This window comes from Butyrivibrio sp. FC2001, from assembly GCF_000424125.1.
Classification (GTDB): domain Bacteria; phylum Bacillota; class Clostridia; order Lachnospirales; family Lachnospiraceae; genus Butyrivibrio.
The window spans coordinates 129,897-149,144 of sequence record NZ_KE384134.1 but is presented as its reverse complement, the minus strand read 5'-3'; the positions used below and the strand labels follow the sequence as shown (position 1 = coordinate 149,144).

18 protein-coding genes and 1 tRNA gene are annotated in these 19,248 nt (G+C 43.5%); all 19 read left to right on the top strand.

Features of this window, described 5'->3' with window-relative positions; translation table 11 throughout:
- Positions 1-4 precede the first annotated feature (4 nt).
- Positions 5-2,365, top strand: a complete 2,361-nt coding sequence (locus G601_RS0119690; protein ID WP_026492048.1) for a peptidoglycan D,D-transpeptidase FtsI family protein — start codon at positions 5-7, stop codon at positions 2,363-2,365.
- Positions 2,366-2,419: 54 nt separating this feature from the next.
- Complete coding sequence (gene murD / locus G601_RS0119685; RefSeq protein ID WP_035791177.1) at positions 2,420-3,790, top strand: UDP-N-acetylmuramoyl-L-alanine--D-glutamate ligase; 1,371 nt, start codon at positions 2,420-2,422, stop codon at positions 3,788-3,790.
- Between the two features lie 12 nt (positions 3,791-3,802).
- Entirely contained in the window at positions 3,803-5,017 is a 1,215-nt protein-coding gene (locus tag G601_RS0119680) for a putative peptidoglycan glycosyltransferase FtsW (protein ID WP_330368881.1), read from the top strand.
- 12 nt (positions 5,018-5,029) lie between these two features.
- A complete protein-coding gene (locus G601_RS0119675; protein WP_026492045.1) occupies positions 5,030-5,827 on the top strand; it encodes a cell division protein FtsQ/DivIB in 798 nt (265 codons plus the stop codon).
- 78 nt (positions 5,828-5,905) lie between these two features.
- Entirely contained in the window at positions 5,906-7,168 is a 1,263-nt protein-coding gene (ftsZ, locus tag G601_RS0119670) for a cell division protein FtsZ (protein ID WP_026492044.1), read from the top strand.
- 194 nt (positions 7,169-7,362) lie between these two features.
- Positions 7,363-7,875, top strand: coding sequence for a transcriptional regulator NrdR (gene nrdR, locus G601_RS0119665; RefSeq protein ID WP_026492043.1), 513 nt, complete (start codon positions 7,363-7,365; stop codon positions 7,873-7,875).
- 78 nt (positions 7,876-7,953) lie between these two features.
- Positions 7,954-9,564: an ABC transporter substrate-binding protein gene (locus G601_RS0119660; protein WP_026492042.1), complete on the top strand. Its 1,611-nt coding sequence runs from the start codon at positions 7,954-7,956 to the stop codon at positions 9,562-9,564.
- 73 nt (positions 9,565-9,637) lie between these two features.
- Positions 9,638-10,570 (top strand): ABC transporter permease, encoded by a 933-nt coding sequence (locus G601_RS0119655; protein ID WP_330364436.1) that lies wholly within the window; start codon positions 9,638-9,640, stop codon positions 10,568-10,570.
- Positions 10,570-11,406, top strand: coding sequence for an ABC transporter permease (locus G601_RS0119650; protein ID WP_051200937.1), 837 nt, complete (start codon positions 10,570-10,572; stop codon positions 11,404-11,406). The genes G601_RS0119655 and G601_RS0119650 overlap by 1 nt, the downstream gene beginning before the upstream one ends.
- A gap of 11 nt (positions 11,407-11,417) precedes the next feature.
- A complete protein-coding gene (locus G601_RS24300; protein ID WP_051200936.1) occupies positions 11,418-12,218 on the top strand; it encodes an ABC transporter ATP-binding protein in 801 nt (266 codons plus the stop codon).
- Between the two features lie 22 nt (positions 12,219-12,240).
- Positions 12,241-12,993 carry an ABC transporter ATP-binding protein gene (locus G601_RS0119640; protein ID WP_026492039.1) on the top strand — a complete coding sequence of 251 codons (753 nt, stop codon included), beginning with the start codon at positions 12,241-12,243 and terminating at the stop codon, positions 12,991-12,993.
- Between the two features lie 147 nt (positions 12,994-13,140).
- A complete protein-coding gene (locus G601_RS0119635; protein WP_026492038.1) occupies positions 13,141-13,422 on the top strand; it encodes a hypothetical protein in 282 nt (93 codons plus the stop codon).
- 88 nt (positions 13,423-13,510) lie between these two features.
- On the top strand, positions 13,511-14,020 hold the full coding sequence (locus G601_RS0119625) for a YqeG family HAD IIIA-type phosphatase (protein WP_026666351.1): 510 nt from the start codon (positions 13,511-13,513) through the stop codon (positions 14,018-14,020).
- 32 nt (positions 14,021-14,052) lie between these two features.
- Positions 14,053-15,441 carry a shikimate dehydrogenase gene (gene aroE / locus G601_RS0119620; RefSeq protein ID WP_026666350.1) on the top strand — a complete coding sequence of 463 codons (1,389 nt, stop codon included), beginning with the start codon at positions 14,053-14,055 and terminating at the stop codon, positions 15,439-15,441.
- Between the two features lie 8 nt (positions 15,442-15,449).
- Positions 15,450-15,887, top strand: a complete 438-nt coding sequence (locus G601_RS0119615; protein WP_026666349.1) for a type II 3-dehydroquinate dehydratase — start codon at positions 15,450-15,452, stop codon at positions 15,885-15,887.
- A gap of 121 nt (positions 15,888-16,008) precedes the next feature.
- A complete protein-coding gene (gene efp, locus G601_RS0119610) occupies positions 16,009-16,566 on the top strand; it encodes an elongation factor P (RefSeq protein ID WP_026492034.1) in 558 nt (185 codons plus the stop codon).
- A gap of 111 nt (positions 16,567-16,677) precedes the next feature.
- Positions 16,678-17,592 carry a DUF5688 family protein gene (locus tag G601_RS0119605; RefSeq protein ID WP_026666348.1) on the top strand — a complete coding sequence of 305 codons (915 nt, stop codon included), beginning with the start codon at positions 16,678-16,680 and terminating at the stop codon, positions 17,590-17,592.
- A gap of 31 nt (positions 17,593-17,623) precedes the next feature.
- Positions 17,624-17,695, top strand: a tRNA-Arg gene (locus G601_RS0119600).
- Between the two features lie 28 nt (positions 17,696-17,723).
- Positions 17,724-19,172 carry an SH3 domain-containing protein gene (locus G601_RS25910; RefSeq protein ID WP_026666347.1) on the top strand — a complete coding sequence of 483 codons (1,449 nt, stop codon included), beginning with the start codon at positions 17,724-17,726 and terminating at the stop codon, positions 19,170-19,172.
- Positions 19,173-19,248 lie beyond the last annotated feature (76 nt).

Here is a 19,248-nt window from a genome sequence, read left to right as displayed (position 1 = left end):
AGTTATGAGAAGAAAGAGTAAGGCACAAAAATTTACTATAGGAATGAAAAAAAAGCTGGCAGTGCTGTTCATAATAGTACTGACAGCTTTTGTTGGTTTGAGTATCAGACTTATCCTTATCAACAGGGATAACGGAAAGGACTACGAAAAGCAGGTTTTATCACAGCAAAAGTACGACTCAACAACAATACCCTACAGGCGTGGAGAGATTCTTGATGCAAACGGAACAGTACTTGCATACAGTGAAAAGGTCTACAACGTAATTCTGGATGCAAAGCTTGTTTTCTCAGGAAAAGACAACAAATATCTCGAGCCTACCGTTGCAGCTCTTGTAAGATGCTTTGGATTTGATGAGGGAGAAATCAGAAATTACCTTTCAGACCATCCTGATTCACAGTACTACGTACTTGCAAAGCAGCTTACCTACGATCAGATCAGTGAGTTCCAGGGACTTATCACTCTTGGAAGTGAGACCTACGATGAGAATATCCAGGGTGTATGGTTTGAAGAAAACTATGTCAGAAAATATCCCAACGGTTCAATGGCCTGCGATGTAGTTGGCTTTACCACAAGTGATAACAACGGTATTTTCGGACTTGAGGAATACTACAACGATACTCTGAGCGGCAGCAATGGCCGTACCTACGGATATATTGATGAGGATTCAAACCTAGAGAGAACCACAATTCCCGCAACTGATGGTAACAGCATCGTTACCACGATTGACGGCAATCTCCAGAGCATAGTTGAGAAGTACCTTCAGGAGTTTAACGACACCTACAAGGACGCTTTTCGACAGGGTAATGGAGCAAACAATGTGGGCTGCGTCATCATGGACGTGAACAACGGCGATGTACTTGCAATGGCGAGCTATCCCAAGTTTGACCTTAATGATACCAAGAACACCGACAATCTCATCGGAATGGCAAGAGTTGATGAGAGAGGTCTGAAAATAGCAGGCGAGAGCGTACTTGATTCCGGAGTTTACATCACTCAGGAGATGATCGATGAGATGAGTGAAGAGGAAAAAATGTGGAATTTCAACGCTCTTTGGAGAAATTTCTGCATATCCGACACCTACGAGCCCGGATCAGTAGCAAAGCCTTTTACTGTAGCAACAGGTATTGAGGCCGGTTGCATAACTGGTAATGAGGTGTATGAATGTACAGGTCTCATGGAGATAGGTGGACACAAGATCTACTGCCACAACAGATATGGTGATGGTGCTGTTTCTGTTGAGAGAGGTATTGAGATATCCTGTAACGTTGCGATGATGAAAATCGGTCAGGTTATCGGTGCCGATACCTTTGCAAAGTTCCAGAGGACCTTTGGATTTGGCCTTAAGACCAACGTTGACCTAGCGGGTGAAGCAAGAACAGAAGGACTTACCTATGCCGCTCAGGACATGGGATCCGCAGAGCTTGCAACCGGTACCTTCGGTCAGGGCTTTAACGTTGACATGATCGAGATGATCACAGCGTTCAGCTCACTGGTAAATGGCGGAAAGTACTATGAGCCCCATGTTGTTCGTAAGATACTTAATTCCTCAGGCGCTACAATCAAGAGTATTGAGCCCAGAGTTTTAAGACAGACTATTTCAGAATCAACTTCACAGAAGATCATCCAGTATTGTAACAAGGTTGTATCAGGTGAAGAGGGTACAGGTAAAACTGCAAGACCTGCAGGCTACATGATAGGTGGTAAGACTGGAACAGCCGAGACTATTCCGCGTAAGAACCGCCAGTACGTAGTATCCTTCATGGGATACGCTCCCGCTGACAACCCGCAGATTGCAATCTATGTCGTTGTTGACAGACCTAATGCAATGGATCAGGCTGATGCGAAGTTTGCGACTAGAATAGTAAGAAAGGTCCTCACAGAGGCACTTCCTTACCTCAACATCCCGATGACAGAGCCTGTAACTGAAGAGGAGCAGGCAGAGCTTGATGAGCTCAGAGAAAAAGAGATCATGATGTCAGCTGCTCAGAAGTCTGAGGCTACTGTGGATGCGGACGGCAATCCTATAGACACCGGTGAGGGCACACCTCTTCTTGATGAGGACGGTAACCCTGTCCTTGATGAAGATGGTAATCCCATAATGCAGGAGAACACCGAGGGTGTAACAGATGGTAATGCCGATGAAGAAGGCGAAGAGGGAGACGGAATCTGGGAGAAAATCCCGGAGGATGAGCTTCCCGGTAATCTTGATGAGAATGGCGAGCCTATATGGAAGTCATTTGAAATAGACGAGAAAACGGGTTATTATATTGACCCGGAAACAGGCGATCTCATAAATCCTGAGGATGGCCATTCAATAGGCGGAGAGGGACTTCCTGATTATGATCCGCCAACTGTTGAAGATTAAGGTAAAGACAAAGGCTCTTTACGAAAAGAGCTGTAGAAGGACAAAAGGAATATTATGTTAGCAAAAGATATAATCGGTAAAAAAGTACTTGTAATAGGAACCGGTATTTCCGGAATAGGCAGCGCAAGACTCCTTGGAAAAGTTGGAGCAGAGCCTGTTATCTTTGATGAAAACACAAAGGTTTCTGAAAGTGCAGTTAAGGAAAAGCTCGGTGATTATGAGGGTGCAGAGCCTAAGATCATAATTGGAGAGCTTCCTGATGATGTGATAAAGGAACTGGTGCTTGTAGTGCCAAGCCCCGCTGTTCCCCTGGATTCACCTCTTATCATGCGCCTTAAGGATGCTGGACTTTCTATCTGGAGTGAGATAGAGCTTGCGTTCAACTTTGCAAAGGGACAGCTTGTAGCTATTACAGGAACTAACGGTAAGACCACCACAACTACACTTGTGGGAGAGATCATGGCAGCTCATTTTTCATCAACCTATGTTGTTGGAAACATCGGCTATTCCTATGCTGAGAGAGCTCTTGAGATGACAGATGACACGGTATCAATTGGCGAGATCAGCAGCTTCCAGCTTGAGGCGGTTGAGAACTTCCATGCGAAGGTATCTGCTATACTGAACATTACACCGGATCATCTGAACAGACATCACACCATGGAATGCTACGCAGCCATGAAGGAGAACATTACAAATAATCAGACTAAGGACGATACCTGTGTTCTTAATTATGATAACGAATACACCAGAGACTTTGCGGGAAGATGCCCTGCAAAGGTTGTTTTCTTTTCATCAAAGGAGAAGCTTGAAAATGGCTTCTATCTTGAGGGTGAGGACATAATGCTCGCAGAAAACGGAAGCTCTGCAAAGATCATGAATGTTCATGAGATGAACCTGGTGGGAACCTGTAACTATGAAAACGTCATGGCAGCAATTGCCATGGGCATGGCTATGAATATACCCCTTGATACTATCCTTGGTGTTGTGCGCTCATTCAAGGCTGTTGAGCACAGAATCGAGTTTGTTGCAACCAAGAACGGGGTTGATTATTACAATGACTCAAAGGGCACCAACCCTGATGCTGCTATCCAGGGCATCAAGGCTATGTGCAAGCCCACATATCTCATCGGTGGTGGATATGACAAGGGCAGTGAATATGATGAGTGGATAGAGGCCTTTGACGGCAAGGTTAAAAAGCTTGTACTCATCGGAGTTACCAAGGAAAAGATTGCAGAATGTGCTGATAAGCATGGCTTCCATGACTATGTATTTATGGAGACCTACGCGGACGCGCTCAAGTTCTGTAGTGATAATGCAGTATCAGGCGAGGCGGTTCTTTTATCACCTGCCTGTGCAAGCTGGGACATGTTCCCCAGCTATGAAGTAAGAGGGAAAGAGTTTAAGGACTATGTAAACAGTCTGTAAGGGGGATTCATTATGGAGGCTGCAGGAATGGCAAGAATGGCCGGTACGGCGAGGGCAGGAGGGTATGCTGCCCGTGGTATGAGCCGCGAGGTGCCAAAGAAAAAGGCAAAGAAAGAGGTCTATGTTGACTACAGCATGATGTTTGTGGTGCTCTTTTTACTGGTCTTTGGCCTTGTAATGCTATATTCTACAAGTTCATATGATGGAAGACTCAAATGGGGAGATTCGGCTTATTATTTAAAACATCAGATGCTGCCAACAGCTCTTGGAGTAGGGCTTATGGTAGTCGTTTCAAGGATTCCATATCACTTATATAAAAAGATGGCGACACTGGCGTATGTGATGTCCATAGTTCTGGTGCTTCTCGTTAAGACACCTATGGGTATGACAATCAACAAGGCGTCCAGATGGATAAAAATCGGTGGCGTTTCAATTCAGCCTGCAGAGGCAGCTAAGCTTGCGATGATCATCGTGCTTGCGACATTTATCAGTAAACTTAGTAAAAACATCACCAATCCCAAGGCCTTCTGGGTTGTACTGGCAGTACCGCTTCCGGTTTGTGTCCTGGTTTGGAAGATAACAAGTAACCTTAGTTCTGCGGTTATTATTTTCGGAATCGCATTTCTTATGCTTTTTGTTGCAACACCCGGATACAGGAGGTTTATAGCCCTGGTTGCATTTGCAGCGGCAGGAGCGGCAGGAGTTGTTGCATTGGTTGTAAAGGCCGGCTATCACAGCGAGCTGAACTTCCGTTTTGCCCGTATCCTTGCTTGGCTTGATCCTGAAGCATACGTAAACGACAAGGGATATCAGACCCTGCAGTCACTTTATGCCATCGGTTCCGGCGGATTATTCGGCAAGGGACTTGGTGAAAGTATGCAGAAGCTTGGATTTATTCCCGAGGCTCAGAACGATATGATCTTTTCAATTATCTGCGAAGAGCTTGGTATCGTCGGAGCTATCGCTGTAATGCTTATGTTCATCGTTCTCATCTACAGAATGATGATTATTGCCCAGAACGCACCTGATATGTACGGCGCACTTCTTGTTATCGGAGTTATGGCCCACATCTCAATTCAGGTTATTCTTAATATCGCAGTTGTAACCAATACAATTCCCAACACGGGAATCACACTCCCCTTCATAAGCTATGGCGGAACCGCCGTGCTTTTCCTCCTTACGGAGATTGGAATTGTATTCAACGTCGCAAGGCATATTGAAGTCTGAAGGTTAGGGTAAATGGCTAAGAAGCGCAGAAGATTAAAAAAAAGAAAGGTACAGACTCCTCGAATGTCCTTCGGGGAGCTGTTTTTTCTTCATAAAAGCCTTTTTATAATAGGCGCTGTGCTGATTGTGATCCTTATCGGATTATTCTCGGCTTTTTTGCATGTCTCCAAGACCTACACGATAACAAATGTCTATGTCGAGGGTAATATCCACTACACGGACGAAGAGATCATGAACATGATAATGACGGATAACCTCAGCAAGAATTCGATTTATCTGTCCATGAAGTATAAAAACAAGGACATAACAGGCATTCCCTTTATCGAGAAGATGGACGTAGAGGTCCTTGCACCTGATACGGTCAGGATAAATGTCTATGAAAAGGCAGTAGCGGGCTACGTTAAGTACCTGGACAGATATATCTACTTTGACAGAAACGGATATGTGGTCGAGACCTCGAAGGACCCTTCCGATGATGTTCCGCTTGTACTTGGACTGAGCTTTGACTATATAGTCCTTCATGAGAAGCTTCCCGTTGAAAATGAAGAGGTTTTTGCTGAAATTCTTGATATTACACAATTACTTAATAAATATGACCTGAATGCAGATAAAATCTTCTTTGACAGCGATTATCACCTTTATGTTTATTTCGAAAATGTAGAAGTTAGTCTCGGAACTAATGACAACATAGATGAAAAAGTGATACAATTACAATACATTTTGCCGGAACTCCAGGGAAAGAGCGGCATCCTTGAAATGTCAGAATATGATGAGAATACTCAGAATATAACTTTTGAAGAAAAAAATTAATTTTCAAGGTTGTAAATTGTATAAAATAATTATAAAATGGCTTGTAGGAGTTTTAGGTTATGAAGGAGGAGCACTATCTTGCTTGAACTTAAGTCAAATGAGGCTGAATCCGGTGCCAAGATTATCGTTGTTGGGGTTGGTGGCGCAGGAAATAACGCTGTAAATAGAATGGTAGAAGAAAATATTTCCGGTGTTGAATTCATCGGAATTAATACGGATAAGCAGGCTTTGCAGCTTTGCAAGGCACCCAAGCTTTTGCAGATTGGCGAGAAGCTGACCAAGGGTCTTGGAGCAGGCGCTAAGCCTGAGATCGGTCAGAAGGCCGCAGAGGAGAGCAAGGAAGAGATTACCGAAGCACTCAAGGGCGCTGACATGGTCTTTGTTACCTGCGGAATGGGTGGCGGTACCGGTACAGGTGCAGCTCCTGTTGTTGCGAGCATAGCTAAGGATATGGGTATTCTTACGGTAGGCGTTGTTACAAAGCCTTTCGCTTTCGAAGCTCGTGTTCGTATGCAGAATGCACTCTCAGGTATCAACACAATTAAGAACAATGTAGATACTCTTATCGTTATTCCTAACGATAAGCTTTTACAGATTGTTGACAGACGTACAACAATGCCCGATGCACTTAAGAAGGCTGATGAAGTTCTTCAGCAGGCAGTGCAGGGTATCACAGACCTTATCAATGTACCGGCAGTAATCAACCTCGACTTTGCTGACGTACAGACAGTAATGAAGGATAAGGGAATCGCTCATATCGGTATTGGATCCGGTAAGGGTGATGACAAAGCTGCAGACGCAGTTAAGATGGCAGTTGAGTCTCCTCTTCTTGAGACAAAGATCGATGGAGCTTCCAATGTTATCATCAATGTTTCCGGTGATATCACACTTATGGACGCTTCAACCGCATCTGATTATATTAGAAATCTTGCAGGCGATGATGTTAATATCATCTTCGGTGCTATGTATGACGAGTCAATGTCTGATACATGTAACATCACAGTTATTGCTACAGGTATCGATGACAAGGCAAACGTCATGCCGGCAAGACCTGCTGCAAAGCCCGTAGCAGCACCTCAGCAGCCTACAGCTGCTCCTGTTACACCCGGTGCAGCACCTCAGCAGGCACAGGTTCAGCCGCAGGTACAGCCTCAGGTTCAGCAGATCGCTCCTGAGCCGACTATCGATACACTTCGTCCGGTTCAGTCAGCACAGACACAGAGACCTGTTGGCGTACAGCAGCCTACAAGACCTGCATCAGGACTTAACCGTACTCCTGAAGTAAGAAGCTCTGTAGAAGCTAAGAGCCTTAAGATTCCGGATTTCTTACAGAAGAAATAAAAATTAACGATTTTACGAGCAGTTGCTTAGCAACTGCTCTTTTTGTTTGCGCGTTTTTGTGAATTTTATGCGCGATTTTGCAATTTTTATATAGAAAATTGCGATTATAGATGTTACAATAACTTGTGTGGGTTTAGAATTTATACCCTAAATATTGATTTTAGATGTGCAAGATGCACAGAAAGGTTAATGCTATGAAGTGTCCTTTTTGCGGTAAAGACAACACTCGTGTAATTGACTCAAGACCTGCGGATGAAAACACATCCATCAGACGCAGACGTGTTTGCGATTCCTGCGGTAAGAGATTCACAACCTATGAGAAGGTTGAGACTATTCCGCTTATTGTTATCAAGAAGGATAACAATCGTGAACCCTATAATCGTGCGAAGATTGAAGCAGGTGTGCTCAGAGCATGCCATAAGAGACCTGTAAGCGCAGAACAGATTACCGCTATCGTTGACGCTGTGGAGACAGAGGTTTTCAATCTTGAGCAGAAGGAGATTCCCAGCAGAATTATCGGTGAGCTTTGCATGGAGAAGATGAAGAATCTTGATCCGGTAGCTTATGTTAGATTCGCTTCTGTTTATCGCGAGTTCAAGGATGTTAATACCTTCATGGATGAGCTTAAGATCGTCCTTGAGAAGGAAGAAGAGGGAGTCATTACTGACGCCACAGATAAAAACACACCTTTGCTGAAAAAAGAGTAATGCTTTGTTGACATATCAGACTTCTTTCCGTATAGTTTTATAGGACAAAAAACTAAATAAAGAAAGAAGGATTGTAACATGATAAAGAAAAGTATTGGAAGGAGAAGCCTTTCATCTCTTTTAGTTGTGTTAACGACACTGACTCTTACATTGAGTGGATGCTCAAGTAAAAAGGCAGAGGAGTCTACCCCGGATGTAACTAATGCGACCGAGACAGCTAGTTCTACTACGGACAGTAAAACGGAGAGCGCTGATAACACCGCAGGAGCAGATGATCTTTCTAAGATTACCGTAGGTATCCCTCAGGATATTGACAGTATGGATCCGCACATTGCAAAATCGGCGGGAACCAGAGAGGTACTGTTTAATGTATACGAGGGACTTGTAAAGCCTGATCAGGATGGTAATCTTCAGCCTGCTATAGCCAGTGAGTATACAATTTCTGAAGATGGAATGACTTATACCTTCACACTCAGAGATGGAGTAAAGTTCCATGATGGAAGCACGGTTACGGCAGAGGATGTTAAATATTCTATAGAGCGTAATGCCGGTACCGATGGAACAGATCCGTTGATATCGGCTTTTTCTAATATTGATAAAGTCGAGATCCAGGATGACTCCACAATTGTAATGACACTTAAGGAAGCAAACACAGAGTTCTTGGCATACATGACAGTAGCTATTATCCCTGCTTCCAACGAGGATCCCGAGGGTAACCCCATCGGAACAGGCCCTTATAAGTTTGTATCACGTTCACCTCAGGAAAACATAATACTTACAAAGTTTGATGAGTATTGGGGCGAGCCCGCATACATCGCAGACGTAACACTTAAGATTGAAGCTAACCCTGATTCAGTTGTTATGGATCTTGAGGGTGGATCAATTGATATGTATGCCCGCGTAACATCAGCTCAGATGTCTCAGATTTCAGACAAGTTTGATGTTTATGAAGGAACAATGAACCTTGTTCAGGCTCTTTACCTGAATAACGCAGAGGCGCCTTTTGATAACGAACAGGTACGTCAGGCCCTTTGCTACGCAATCGATCCTCAGACCATCATGGACTTTGTATCAGATGGTAAGGGAACTGAGATTGGAAGTAGTATGTTCCCTTCATTTGGAAAATACTTTGATGCATCACTTAACGATACCTACAACCAGGATATCGAGAAGGCTAAGGAGCTCCTTGCAGAGGCAGGATATCCTAACGGATTTGATTTCACAATAACTGTTCCTTCAAACTACACACAGCATGTTGATACAGCACAGGTGCTTGTAGAGCAGTTCAAGGAGATCGGCGTAAACGCAACAATCCAGGAGGTTGAGTGGAATTCATGGCTTGATGATGTTTACACAAACCGCAACTTCCAGTCAACTGTTGTTGGTGTAGACGCTTCTACACTTACAGCTTATGCACTTCTTAGCAGATTCAGATCTGATGCTCATAACAACTTCATGAACTTCAATGATGCTGATTATGATGCAGCATTAGATGCAGCTGTTGCAGCTACAGATGATGATGAGAAGACCAAGAACTACAAGGAATGCGAGAAGATTCTTGCAGAGAAGGCAGCTAATGTTTACATTCAGGACCTTCCGGAGTTTGTAGTACTTAACAAGAAATTTACAGGATATACATTCTATCCGCTTTACGCGCAGGATTTAGCAAAGATTAAGCCTGCACAGTAACACTGGGCGAGTTTTTTTAAGACTGGTGTACTACATTATTAAAAAAAAGAGGAACACGCATATGAGATATATATTGAAAAAAGTTTTGAGCATGGTGCTTACTTTATTCGTTGTATCTTTGTGCGTGTTCCTTGCTTTTAGTCTAATCCCCGGTGATCCTGTCACCAGAATGTTCGGTACAGAGGCAACACCCGAACTTATAGCACAGTACAGAGAGAAGCTGGGCTTCAACGATCCGCTTCTTGTCAGATATTTTCGTTGGTTTTTCGCATTTTTGCAGGGAGACATGGGAACCTCCTATGATTACAAGATGCCTGTAGCAGGCATGCTTGCTGAAAAGATCCCGATCACACTTACCCTCGCGGTAATGTCCTTTGTTATCATGGTCATCATTTCAATTCCGCTTGGAATCTACACTGCCAAGTATGAGAACGGAATAATTGATCATGTCATTTCGGTTATTAACCAGATCATGATGGCTGTACCGCCATTTTTCTCAGGAATATTATTGACCTTCTTTTTCGGCGTTATCCTTAAGATTTTTACGCCGGGAGGTTTTGTATCATATACCAAGGATCTTGAAGGATTCTTGAAATACCTTATTTTGCCCGCATTTGCCATAGCTCTTCCAAAGGCAGCCATGGCTACAAAGCTCCTCAGAGGCTCCGTTATCGAGGAAGCAGGTAAGGACTACACAAGAACTGCGTACAGCAGAGGTAATACCACCAATGCTGTTCTTTATCTTCATGTTTTGAAAAACGCCATGATCCCCGTAATTACCTTTATGGGAATGGCACTTGCAGATATGGTTGCCGGAAGTATAGTAATTGAGCAGGTTTTCGGAATACCCGGAGTGAGCCGCATACTTCTTTCTTCTATTAATAACCGTGATTATCCTGTGGTTGAGGCTATTATCATGGGCATAGCAATCATGGTACTTGTTATCAATCTTTTGGTTGATATTATTTACAGAATCATTGACCCCAGAATCGAGGTGGAGGAATGATGAAAAAATTCTTTTCGCTGTTTAAAAAGAATAAGGCCACCGGAGAGAGGAATACCTTCCTGCTTCTGGGCGTTATTATCACAGGATTTATTCTGCTTATGGTAATCGTAGGGCTTTTTTATACCCCCTACAATCCGACTAAGATGGATGCGTCTGCAAAGCTTCAGGGCATTTCTTTTAAGCACATTATGGGAACTGACAACATGGGACGCGATGTGTTCAGCAGAGTTATGTACGGAAGCAGGATCACTGTTGCCATCGCTACGTTTACAATTCTCATAGGCGCGGGCATAGGAACTATTATCGGCGCTCTTACCGGATATTTTGGCGGAATAGGTGATGAGATCACCATGAGAATCATAGATGCGATGCTGGCTTTTCCGAGTCTTCTGCTGTCACTGGTTTTTGTCAGCCTTTTCGGAACCGGAACCTACCAGGTCGCAATAGCTCTTGGAATATCCTTTATACCAAGCTTTGCCAGAATTGTAAGAGGAGAGTTCCTCAGATGTAAGAATATGGATTATGTTGAAGTTGCAAGACTTCAGGGAGCGTCGAACATAAGGATAATTTTCGTCCATATACTTCCTAATACTGTTGGAGTTCTGCTTTCTTCAGTTATGATCGGTTTTAATAATGCGGTTCTTGCAGAGGCAGGACTTAGCTTTTTGGGAATAGGTGCGCAGCCGCCTCACGCAAGCCTTGGAAAAATGCTTTCAGACGCACAGGGATATCTGTTTAACAGACCAAGCTATGTTATGAGCATAGGTCTTGTTATCGTCCTGATGGTTTTAGGCTTTTCGTTCCTCGGAGAGGGAATCAAGCGTATTAAGAATTAAGAGGTACTTTGATGGGAAATGTAATTCTCGATGTTGCAGATCTTCATATAGAATTTCACGATCACGACAAGCCGGAGACGGTAGTTGAGGACTTCGATCTGATGCTGGAGGAAGGCGAGATAGTAGGTATAGTCGGAGAGTCAGGCTCAGGAAAAAGCATGAGCGCTCTTGCTATCGCAGGCCTTTTAAAAAGACATGCACTTACGAAAAAAGGAAGGATAATGTTTAACGGCACAGATCTTCTGACATGCTCAAGAAAAGAGCTCAGGTCTTATCAGGGCGATGAGATATCAATGATTTTCCAGGAGCCCATGACCTCGCTTAATCCGGTAAAGAAGATCGGCTGGCAGGTGGAGGAGTCTCTCAGAATCCATCACAAGGATATCGACAAAAAGGAGAGAAAGCGCCGTGCCATCGAGATGCTTACGGCTGTTGGAATGCATGACCCCGAGAAGCTGTACGAGAAATATCCTCACGAGCTTTCAGGTGGAATGAGACAGCGTGTGATGATAGCTGCTGCGATGATAGGTGAGCCCAGGATTCTTATAGCTGACGAGCCCACTACAGCTCTGGATGTGACTATTCAGGCACAGATTGTTGAGCTCCTTCGGAAGATGAACAGGGAAAAGGGAACAGCGATTATTTTCATATCCCATGATCTGTCGCTTATAAGACAGATCTGTAAGAGAGTGATCGTAATGCAGAGTGGTAATATAGTTGAGACCGGGTATGTTGAGGATATTTTCAGACATCCCAAGATGAGCTACACAAGGAAGCTGATTGCAGCGATTCCGCAAATAGATCTAAGCTAAACGCGCAAGATAAGGTTATTATATGGAACAGGAAAAGGTAATTCAGATCAGGGATCTGAAGGTTTACTATAAACAATATAGGAAAAATATCTTCGGCAAAAAGCGAAGACACCAGGTGCTTAAGGGCGTATCCATCGATGTTTTCGAGGGCGAGATACTTGGACTGGCTGGGGAGTCCGGCTGTGGTAAATCCACGCTGGCTAAGGCTATCGTCGGTATGAACAAGGACATTGAGGGTGAGATAAACCTCAAATACTCGGATACCCAGATGGTTTTCCAGGATCCCTATTCATCCCTTAATCCCAGTAAGAAAATCGGATGGCTCCTGGAGGAGCCTCTGAGAGTTGATAAGGAGAGAAAGTGGACTCCCAAGGAGAGGAAGGAAAAGGTCCTCGAGATAATGAAGGCTATCGGACTTCCCAAGGAGATGCTTGAAAGATATCCTTCACAGCTCTCCGGTGGTCAGAGACAGAGAGTAAGCATAGGCGTTGCGCTTATGAGATCTCCCAAGGTTATTATTGCTGACGAGCCGGTTTCAGCTCTTGATGTAACAATTCAGGCGCAGATATTGCAGCTTCTTCAGCAGCTTAACCGCGACCTGGGGATAACCATTCTTTTCATATCGCATGACCTTCGCGTGATCTATCAGATATGCAATCACGTTGCCATCATGAAACACGGAGAAATAAAGGAATACGGTATTCCCTATGAGGTCTACAGGAATCCGCAGAATGACTACACAAAGGAACTTCTTACCGCTGCCGGAATCAAGTGATTTTTGTAATCCTGAATAAAAATTTCAAAAAAGCCTAAAGTTATTGAACTTTTATGCCGAAATAGCTAAATGAAAAGACTAACTCAATTGATTTGCCCACTGCTTTCAGGTACAATTGTTAGCGTATGGAAAAAGAAGGAGGGGCATATGAGAATAAATAGCTATGGCAATTCTTATATGAATGGCATGTATCAGAAGAAGGAGTCTTCTGATAACAAAAACAAGGACAGTTCACTTTCAGGACTTGGGGAGCTTGGTGGAATACAGTCCAGCATAATGCAGAAGGCTGTTATGGATATGGAGAAGGATTCAGTCCTTCACGAGTATCAGTACTTTGTTGGAAACAAGGTTTTAACCGGAGCTGCAGAGCTTAAGGACGCTAAGGTTATCAGCAATGATGAGGACGGAGTTGTACTCCAGTTAGATTGATGAATATGTTTTTCGGACAGGAAATATTCCTGTCCGATTTTTTTGTTTATATGGCAGAAGCGCTATTTAATGTGGTATAGTCATTTCTATGAGACATTTACTTTATCCGAGCGAGACCTCGGAATCAACTTATACAATTCCATTTGAAAATTATTATGATGAAGGCTACAGGGGGATTATCTTTGATATAGATAATACGCTGGTTCCTCACGGTGCGCCTGCTGATAACAGAGCGGTGGAGCTCTTTGACAGGCTTCATGAGATGGGCTTTAAGACACTTCTTTTGTCCAATAATAAGGAGCCCAGAGTAGCGCCCTTTGCCCAGGCTGTGGAGGCTGAGTACATTCACATGGCCAATAAGCCCCTTCTTAAGGGCTATCTTAAGGCTATGGAAAAGATGGGAACTGAGCCTGCTAACACACTGTTTGTGGGAGATCAGATTTTTACTGATGTCTGGGGAGCGAACAGGGCAGGTATGCACACAATCCTTGTAGGCCAGATTGATAAAAAAGAAGAGATACAGATCGTTTTAAAGAGGCGCCTTGAAGCGGTAGTTTTGTTTTTCTATAAAAGGCACGTCAGAAAACACGGGAAATGATATTATAATCCAGTAATTTATCGGAGGCCTGTATGAAAAGAGAAGTAGTGGGAACAACAAGAGTGTGTGGACTTATTGGTAATCCTGTTCATCACACTCTGTCACCGGCAATACATAATACATTAAACGACATCACTGATACTGACATGGTCTATGTCCCCTTTGAGGTCAAGGGAGAGGACGTTGAGGCCGCCGTTAAGGGCGCGCTGGCTCTTGATATTCTGGGGATGAATGTAACTGTTCCTCACAAGAGCGCGGTTATGCCTTATCTGAAGGAGATAGATCCTGTTGCTGAGAGATTAGGAGCAGTTAATACCCTTGTAAGAACCCACGATGGCACAGGGTTCAGGGGATATAATACGGACTACTCCGGAATCAGCAGATCACTTCGTGAGGCAGGAGTTGATGTCCTCGGGAAATCCGTTGTGATCCTCGGTGCAGGCGGCGTGGCAAGACCTGCGGCATTTCTTTCCGCAAGTGAAGGCGCAAAGGAGATTTTTATCCTGAATCGCACACTGGAGAGGGCAGAGGCTCTCTGCAGGGACGTAAACGCCTATGTGGGAAAAGACGTTGCGGTTCCGATGGAGCTTTCAAAATACAACGAGCTTCCGGATGACAGAAAGTATATCTGCTTCCAGATGACCATGGTGGGAATGCATCCCAACCCGGATAGCGCGGTTATAGAGGATACCGGGTTCTATAAAAAGGTTGAGATAGGCTTTGATGCGGTATACAGACCGCTTAACACCAAATTTTTACAGCTCTGTAAGGAGGCAGGTGCCAAGTGCATCTCCGGACTTAAGATGCTTTTATATCAGGGAATCGACGCCTACGAGATGTGGAATGGCATCAAGGTCAAGGAATCCCTGTGTGGAAGGCTCTATGGCAAGCTCCTTGGAGAGCTCATGGATGGAAAGAGCATAGTTCTTACCGGTTTTATGGGCAGCGGAAAAAGCTCGGTTGCGGTAAGGCTCTGTGAGATCCTCGGCTACGAAATGCTTGATTCTGATGCAGAGATTGAGCAGATGCAGTCAGCCACCATCAATACTATTTTCAGGGAGCAGGGAGAGGGCGCTTTCCGCGATATGGAAACAGAGTTCGTTAAGGAGCTCAGTGAGGACAAAAGAAAGCGTATTGTCCTTTCGGTTGGCGGAGGACTTCCCATAAAGCCTGAAAATCGTGACTATCTTAAGAGAATAGGAACTGTGGTATTTTTGAAGGCCCGTCCCGAGACCGTATATGAGAGAGTGAAGGGCGACAAATCAAGACCACTTCTTAAATCCGATGATGTTCTTGCCAAGATAAAGGAGCTTCAGGAGGAGCGCAGGGATGTCTACAAGGCAGCCTGTGACATCGAGATAGATACTGATGACAAGAGCATTGATCAGGTTGCAAATGAAATAATAGAACTTATGCTGTGAGGATACTTATGAAAATTCTGGTTATTAACGGACCCAATCTTAACTTCCTTGGAATCAGGGAAAAGAGCATTTACGGAAATGAGAATTATGACTATCTGATAAAAATGATAGAGGATAAGGCAAAGGAGACAGGGAGCGATATCACCACATGGCAGTCAAACCATGAAGGCGCAATAATAGATAAGCTTCAGGAGGCTTACTTTGATGGAACCGAGGCGATCATTATTAACCCAGGAGCCTACACCCATTACAGCTATGCTATTCATGATGCATTAAAAAGTCTCGAGAATATTGTGAAGGTTGAGGTACACATCTCTAACATTAAGGAGAGAGAGGACTTCAGAGCCAATTCCGTTACTGCGGCTGCCTGTGAACTTCAGATTTACGGACACGGACTTAAGGGATACCTTGAAGCAATAGATTACTGCCTGGGAATAGAAGTCTGAATCTGAGAAAAGCAGGCATTTTTACGGCTGCTTTGATTTACTTCAAAAAACTGTTGAAAAAAATATAACATTAGTATAATATAATGTAGTTGTTTGATTTGTATATATTAGGAGGATTTTTATGATTTCTGCAAGTGATTTCAGAAACGGTATGACCATCGAGATCGATGGCAATGTATGTCAGATAATAGAATTCCAGCATGTTAAACCCGGTAAGGGCGCAGCATTTGTAAGAACAAAGCTTAAGGACATTATCAATGGTGGTGTTAAGGAGACAACTTTCCGTCCCACAGAGAAGTTCCCTGCAGCTCGTATCGATCGTAAGGATATGCAGTATCTTTATGCTGATGGCGATCTTTACAACTTCATGGACAACGAGTCTTATGAGCAGATTTCCCTTACAAAGGATCAGGTTGGCGATTCTATGAAGTATGTTAAGGAGAACGAGACAGTTCAGATCAACTCTTACAATGGTAATGTCTTCGCTGTAGAGCCTCCGCTTTTCGTAGAGCTCGCTATCACAGAGACAGAGCCCGGCTTCAAGGGTGATACAGCTACAGGTGCTACAAAGCCTGCTACTGTTGAGACTGGTGCTGTTGTTCAGGTTCCGCTTTTCGTTAACGAAGGCGACACAATCAAGATTGACACAAGATCAGGAGAATACCTCTCCAGAGTTTAATTACCGTTTTTCTGAAAATTGTATTTATAGACTTGTAAGGCAATGAAAGTAATTTATAGCTTTCATTGCCTTTTTTGCGTTTTGAACACAATTTTAAAGGAGAAAATGAAATTGGAAAAAGTAACATTTTATAATGAAGTAACACAGAAGGTTAAGGAATACTATGGAGACAGCGCAACCGTGAAATATTCGGATGTTGTAAAGAACAATGGACTGATAAGACACGGCTTATGCGTTAAAAAGAATGGGAGCAACTGCGCTCCAACAATTTACCTCGATGATTTCTATGAGGAATATGCAAAGGGAAGGGATTTTGAGGCAGTCCTTTCAGATGTAATAAATCTGTTTGAAAAGCATGAAATAAAGGGACAGGTGGACCTTGGCTTTATTACGGACTTTGATGCCATATATGACAGAATATGCTTCAGACTTATAGACAGCGTAAGAAATGAAGAACGATTAAAGAACATGCCCTACAGACTTGTGGAGGATCTGGCGGTAACATACTTTATCTCACTTGGCGTTCTTGGAATAGAAGGGAACATTACCGTGGACAATATGTTGATGAAGATATGGGATGTTACGGAGGAGGACCTCTATGAAGCGGCCATAGACAACACTCCTGAATTATTACCTGCAAAGATAGTATCAATGGGGGATTTTATAGGAGAAAGAACAGGAGATACGAGGTTTGCAAGCTATTTTACAGGGAACAGATTCCTTGTTGCCAGCAATACAAATTTTGTGGGCGGAGCAGCAGTCGTAATATATCCCGGGCTTTTGAAGGAAGTAGGAGATATGATGGAAAGTGACTTCTATATTATTCCGTCATCAAGGCATGAAGTCATAATGATTGCAGCCTCTGAAATAATTAATGGAGCGTTCAATCTAAAAGATATGGTAAAATGTGTTAATGAAACCAGCGTGCTTCCGGAGGACGTTTTGTCTGACAATTTGTACTACTTTGACAGAACGTGTGATAATATAAAAAAGGTTGAATATGTCAAAGATACTATGGTATTATAGTCGGGTACGTAATAAATCTGTAACAATTTGTGCACCCGTAGTCTAATGGATAGAACGGAGGCCTCCGACGCCTTTAATGCAGGTTCGATTCCTGTCGGGTGCATCTTTTGTCACAGGAAGGAAATAGAATTATGAATTTTAAGGGAATGAATTTTAACCAGAAAAAGAAGCCGGAGAATCCGTTTGCGGCACAGGATAAAAGAAATTTTTGGGAGTTTATCTCAGATAATAAAAAGCTTGTAATGCCTATTGTACTTGTTGTTGCGGTTGGACTGACTATAGTAATTGCACTTAGTGCAAATAACAGAACTATTCCGACAGAGAGGGAGGATTCACAGGCTACCGTAGATGATAACGGAAGCTATGTAGTACCGGAAGTTGATCTTGAGAAGAATGCGTATGAGAATGTGAATGAGCTTATGAGCAAGTATTTCACAGCGTATGCTTCAGGAGATATGGACACTATCAAGTCCATCTACACAGGTCTTGAGTCCACAGAGGAGCTCAGACTTAAGGAAGTATCTCAGTATATCAGCGATATTCCTACCGTTGATGTTTACACCAAGCCCGGCCCTGTAGAGGGAAGCTATGTCGCTTATGTTTACACAGAGGTTCTTTTCAATGGTTATGATACACCTCTTCCCGGAATGCAGACCATGTATGTATGCACTGACGAGAATGGTAATCTCTACATAAACGGTGATGTTGTTGATGACAAGATCACAGAGTATATCAGCAATATTTCACTTCAGGCAGATGTTGTTGATCTTAATAACTCAGTAGCAGCTAACTATAACGATATTATTGCAGGTAATGAGGGACTTGCTCAGTTCCTTTCAGATATGAGCGCAAGCATTCAGGTATCAGTAGGTGAGGCTCTTGCAGCTATCGAGTCAGGTGAAACCACTGTAGCAGAGGCTCCCGCAGAGGAGACTGCACCTGCAGAGGGTGAGAATGCTGAGAATCCCGAGGGTGAGAATCAGGAGACTGCTGAAGGCGAGAACGCTGAAGCTCCTGCTGAGGAGACTACAGAGGAGCCCGCTCAGCCCGTTGCTACCAAGATCAAGGCTAAGGACGTAGTTAATATCAGAAGCTCCGATTCAGAGACTGCGGATAAGGTTGGTAAGACTGAAATCGGTCAGGAGTTCACAAGAATTGAGGCTCTTGAGAATGGCTGGAGTAAGATCGAATATGACGGCGGCACAGCATTCGTAAAGTCAGAGTTCTTCGAAGAGGTTACAGAGGATCAGGCTGATGCCGGTGAAGAGACCACTGAGGAAACTACTGAAGAGACCACAGAGGAAACTACTGAAGAGACCACTGAGGAGCAGACAGAGGAGAAGACAGAAGAGCAGACAGCAAGCAACTCTTCAAAGGTAAGTGTTTACGATACAGGTAAGATGCAGGTATCAGAAGCAATTAAGCTTCGTAAGGGTCAGAGTACCGATACGGAAGCTATTACTACAATTTATGCAAATGATATTGTAGATGTTAAGGAACAGTATGCAAGCGGTTGGGCTAAGGTAGAATATAATGGCAAGACCGGTTATATAAAATCTGAATTCCTTAAAAAAGAGTGATATAATTAAATTAAGCGCGATGCACGATCAGTGCTCGCGCTTTTTATTTCGTAGTTACAAATGCTAATTTTGTGAA

Coding starts and splice junctions, on each gene's coding strand:
- G601_RS0119690 (WP_026492048.1), top strand. CDS start 5: ATGAGAAGAAAGAGTAAGGCACAAAAATTTACTATAGGAATGAAAAAA.
- murD (WP_035791177.1), top strand. CDS start 2,420: ATGTTAGCAAAAGATATAATCGGTAAAAAAGTACTTGTAATAGGAACC.
- G601_RS0119680 (WP_330368881.1), top strand. CDS start 3,803: ATGGAGGCTGCAGGAATGGCAAGAATGGCCGGTACGGCGAGGGCAGGA.
- G601_RS0119675 (WP_026492045.1), top strand. CDS start 5,030: ATGGCTAAGAAGCGCAGAAGATTAAAAAAAAGAAAGGTACAGACTCCT.
- nrdR (WP_026492043.1), top strand. CDS start 7,363: ATGAAGTGTCCTTTTTGCGGTAAAGACAACACTCGTGTAATTGACTCA.
- G601_RS0119660 (WP_026492042.1), top strand. CDS start 7,954: ATGATAAAGAAAAGTATTGGAAGGAGAAGCCTTTCATCTCTTTTAGTT.
- G601_RS0119650 (WP_051200937.1), top strand. CDS start 10,570: ATGAAAAAATTCTTTTCGCTGTTTAAAAAGAATAAGGCCACCGGAGAG.
- G601_RS24300 (WP_051200936.1), top strand. CDS start 11,418: ATGGGAAATGTAATTCTCGATGTTGCAGATCTTCATATAGAATTTCAC.
- G601_RS0119640 (WP_026492039.1), top strand. CDS start 12,241: ATGGAACAGGAAAAGGTAATTCAGATCAGGGATCTGAAGGTTTACTAT.
- G601_RS0119635 (WP_026492038.1), top strand. CDS start 13,141: ATGAGAATAAATAGCTATGGCAATTCTTATATGAATGGCATGTATCAG.
- G601_RS0119625 (WP_026666351.1), top strand. CDS start 13,511: ATGAGACATTTACTTTATCCGAGCGAGACCTCGGAATCAACTTATACA.
- aroE (WP_026666350.1), top strand. CDS start 14,053: ATGAAAAGAGAAGTAGTGGGAACAACAAGAGTGTGTGGACTTATTGGT.
- G601_RS0119615 (WP_026666349.1), top strand. CDS start 15,450: ATGAAAATTCTGGTTATTAACGGACCCAATCTTAACTTCCTTGGAATC.
- efp (WP_026492034.1), top strand. CDS start 16,009: ATGATTTCTGCAAGTGATTTCAGAAACGGTATGACCATCGAGATCGAT.
- G601_RS25910 (WP_026666347.1), top strand. CDS start 17,724: ATGAATTTTAAGGGAATGAATTTTAACCAGAAAAAGAAGCCGGAGAAT.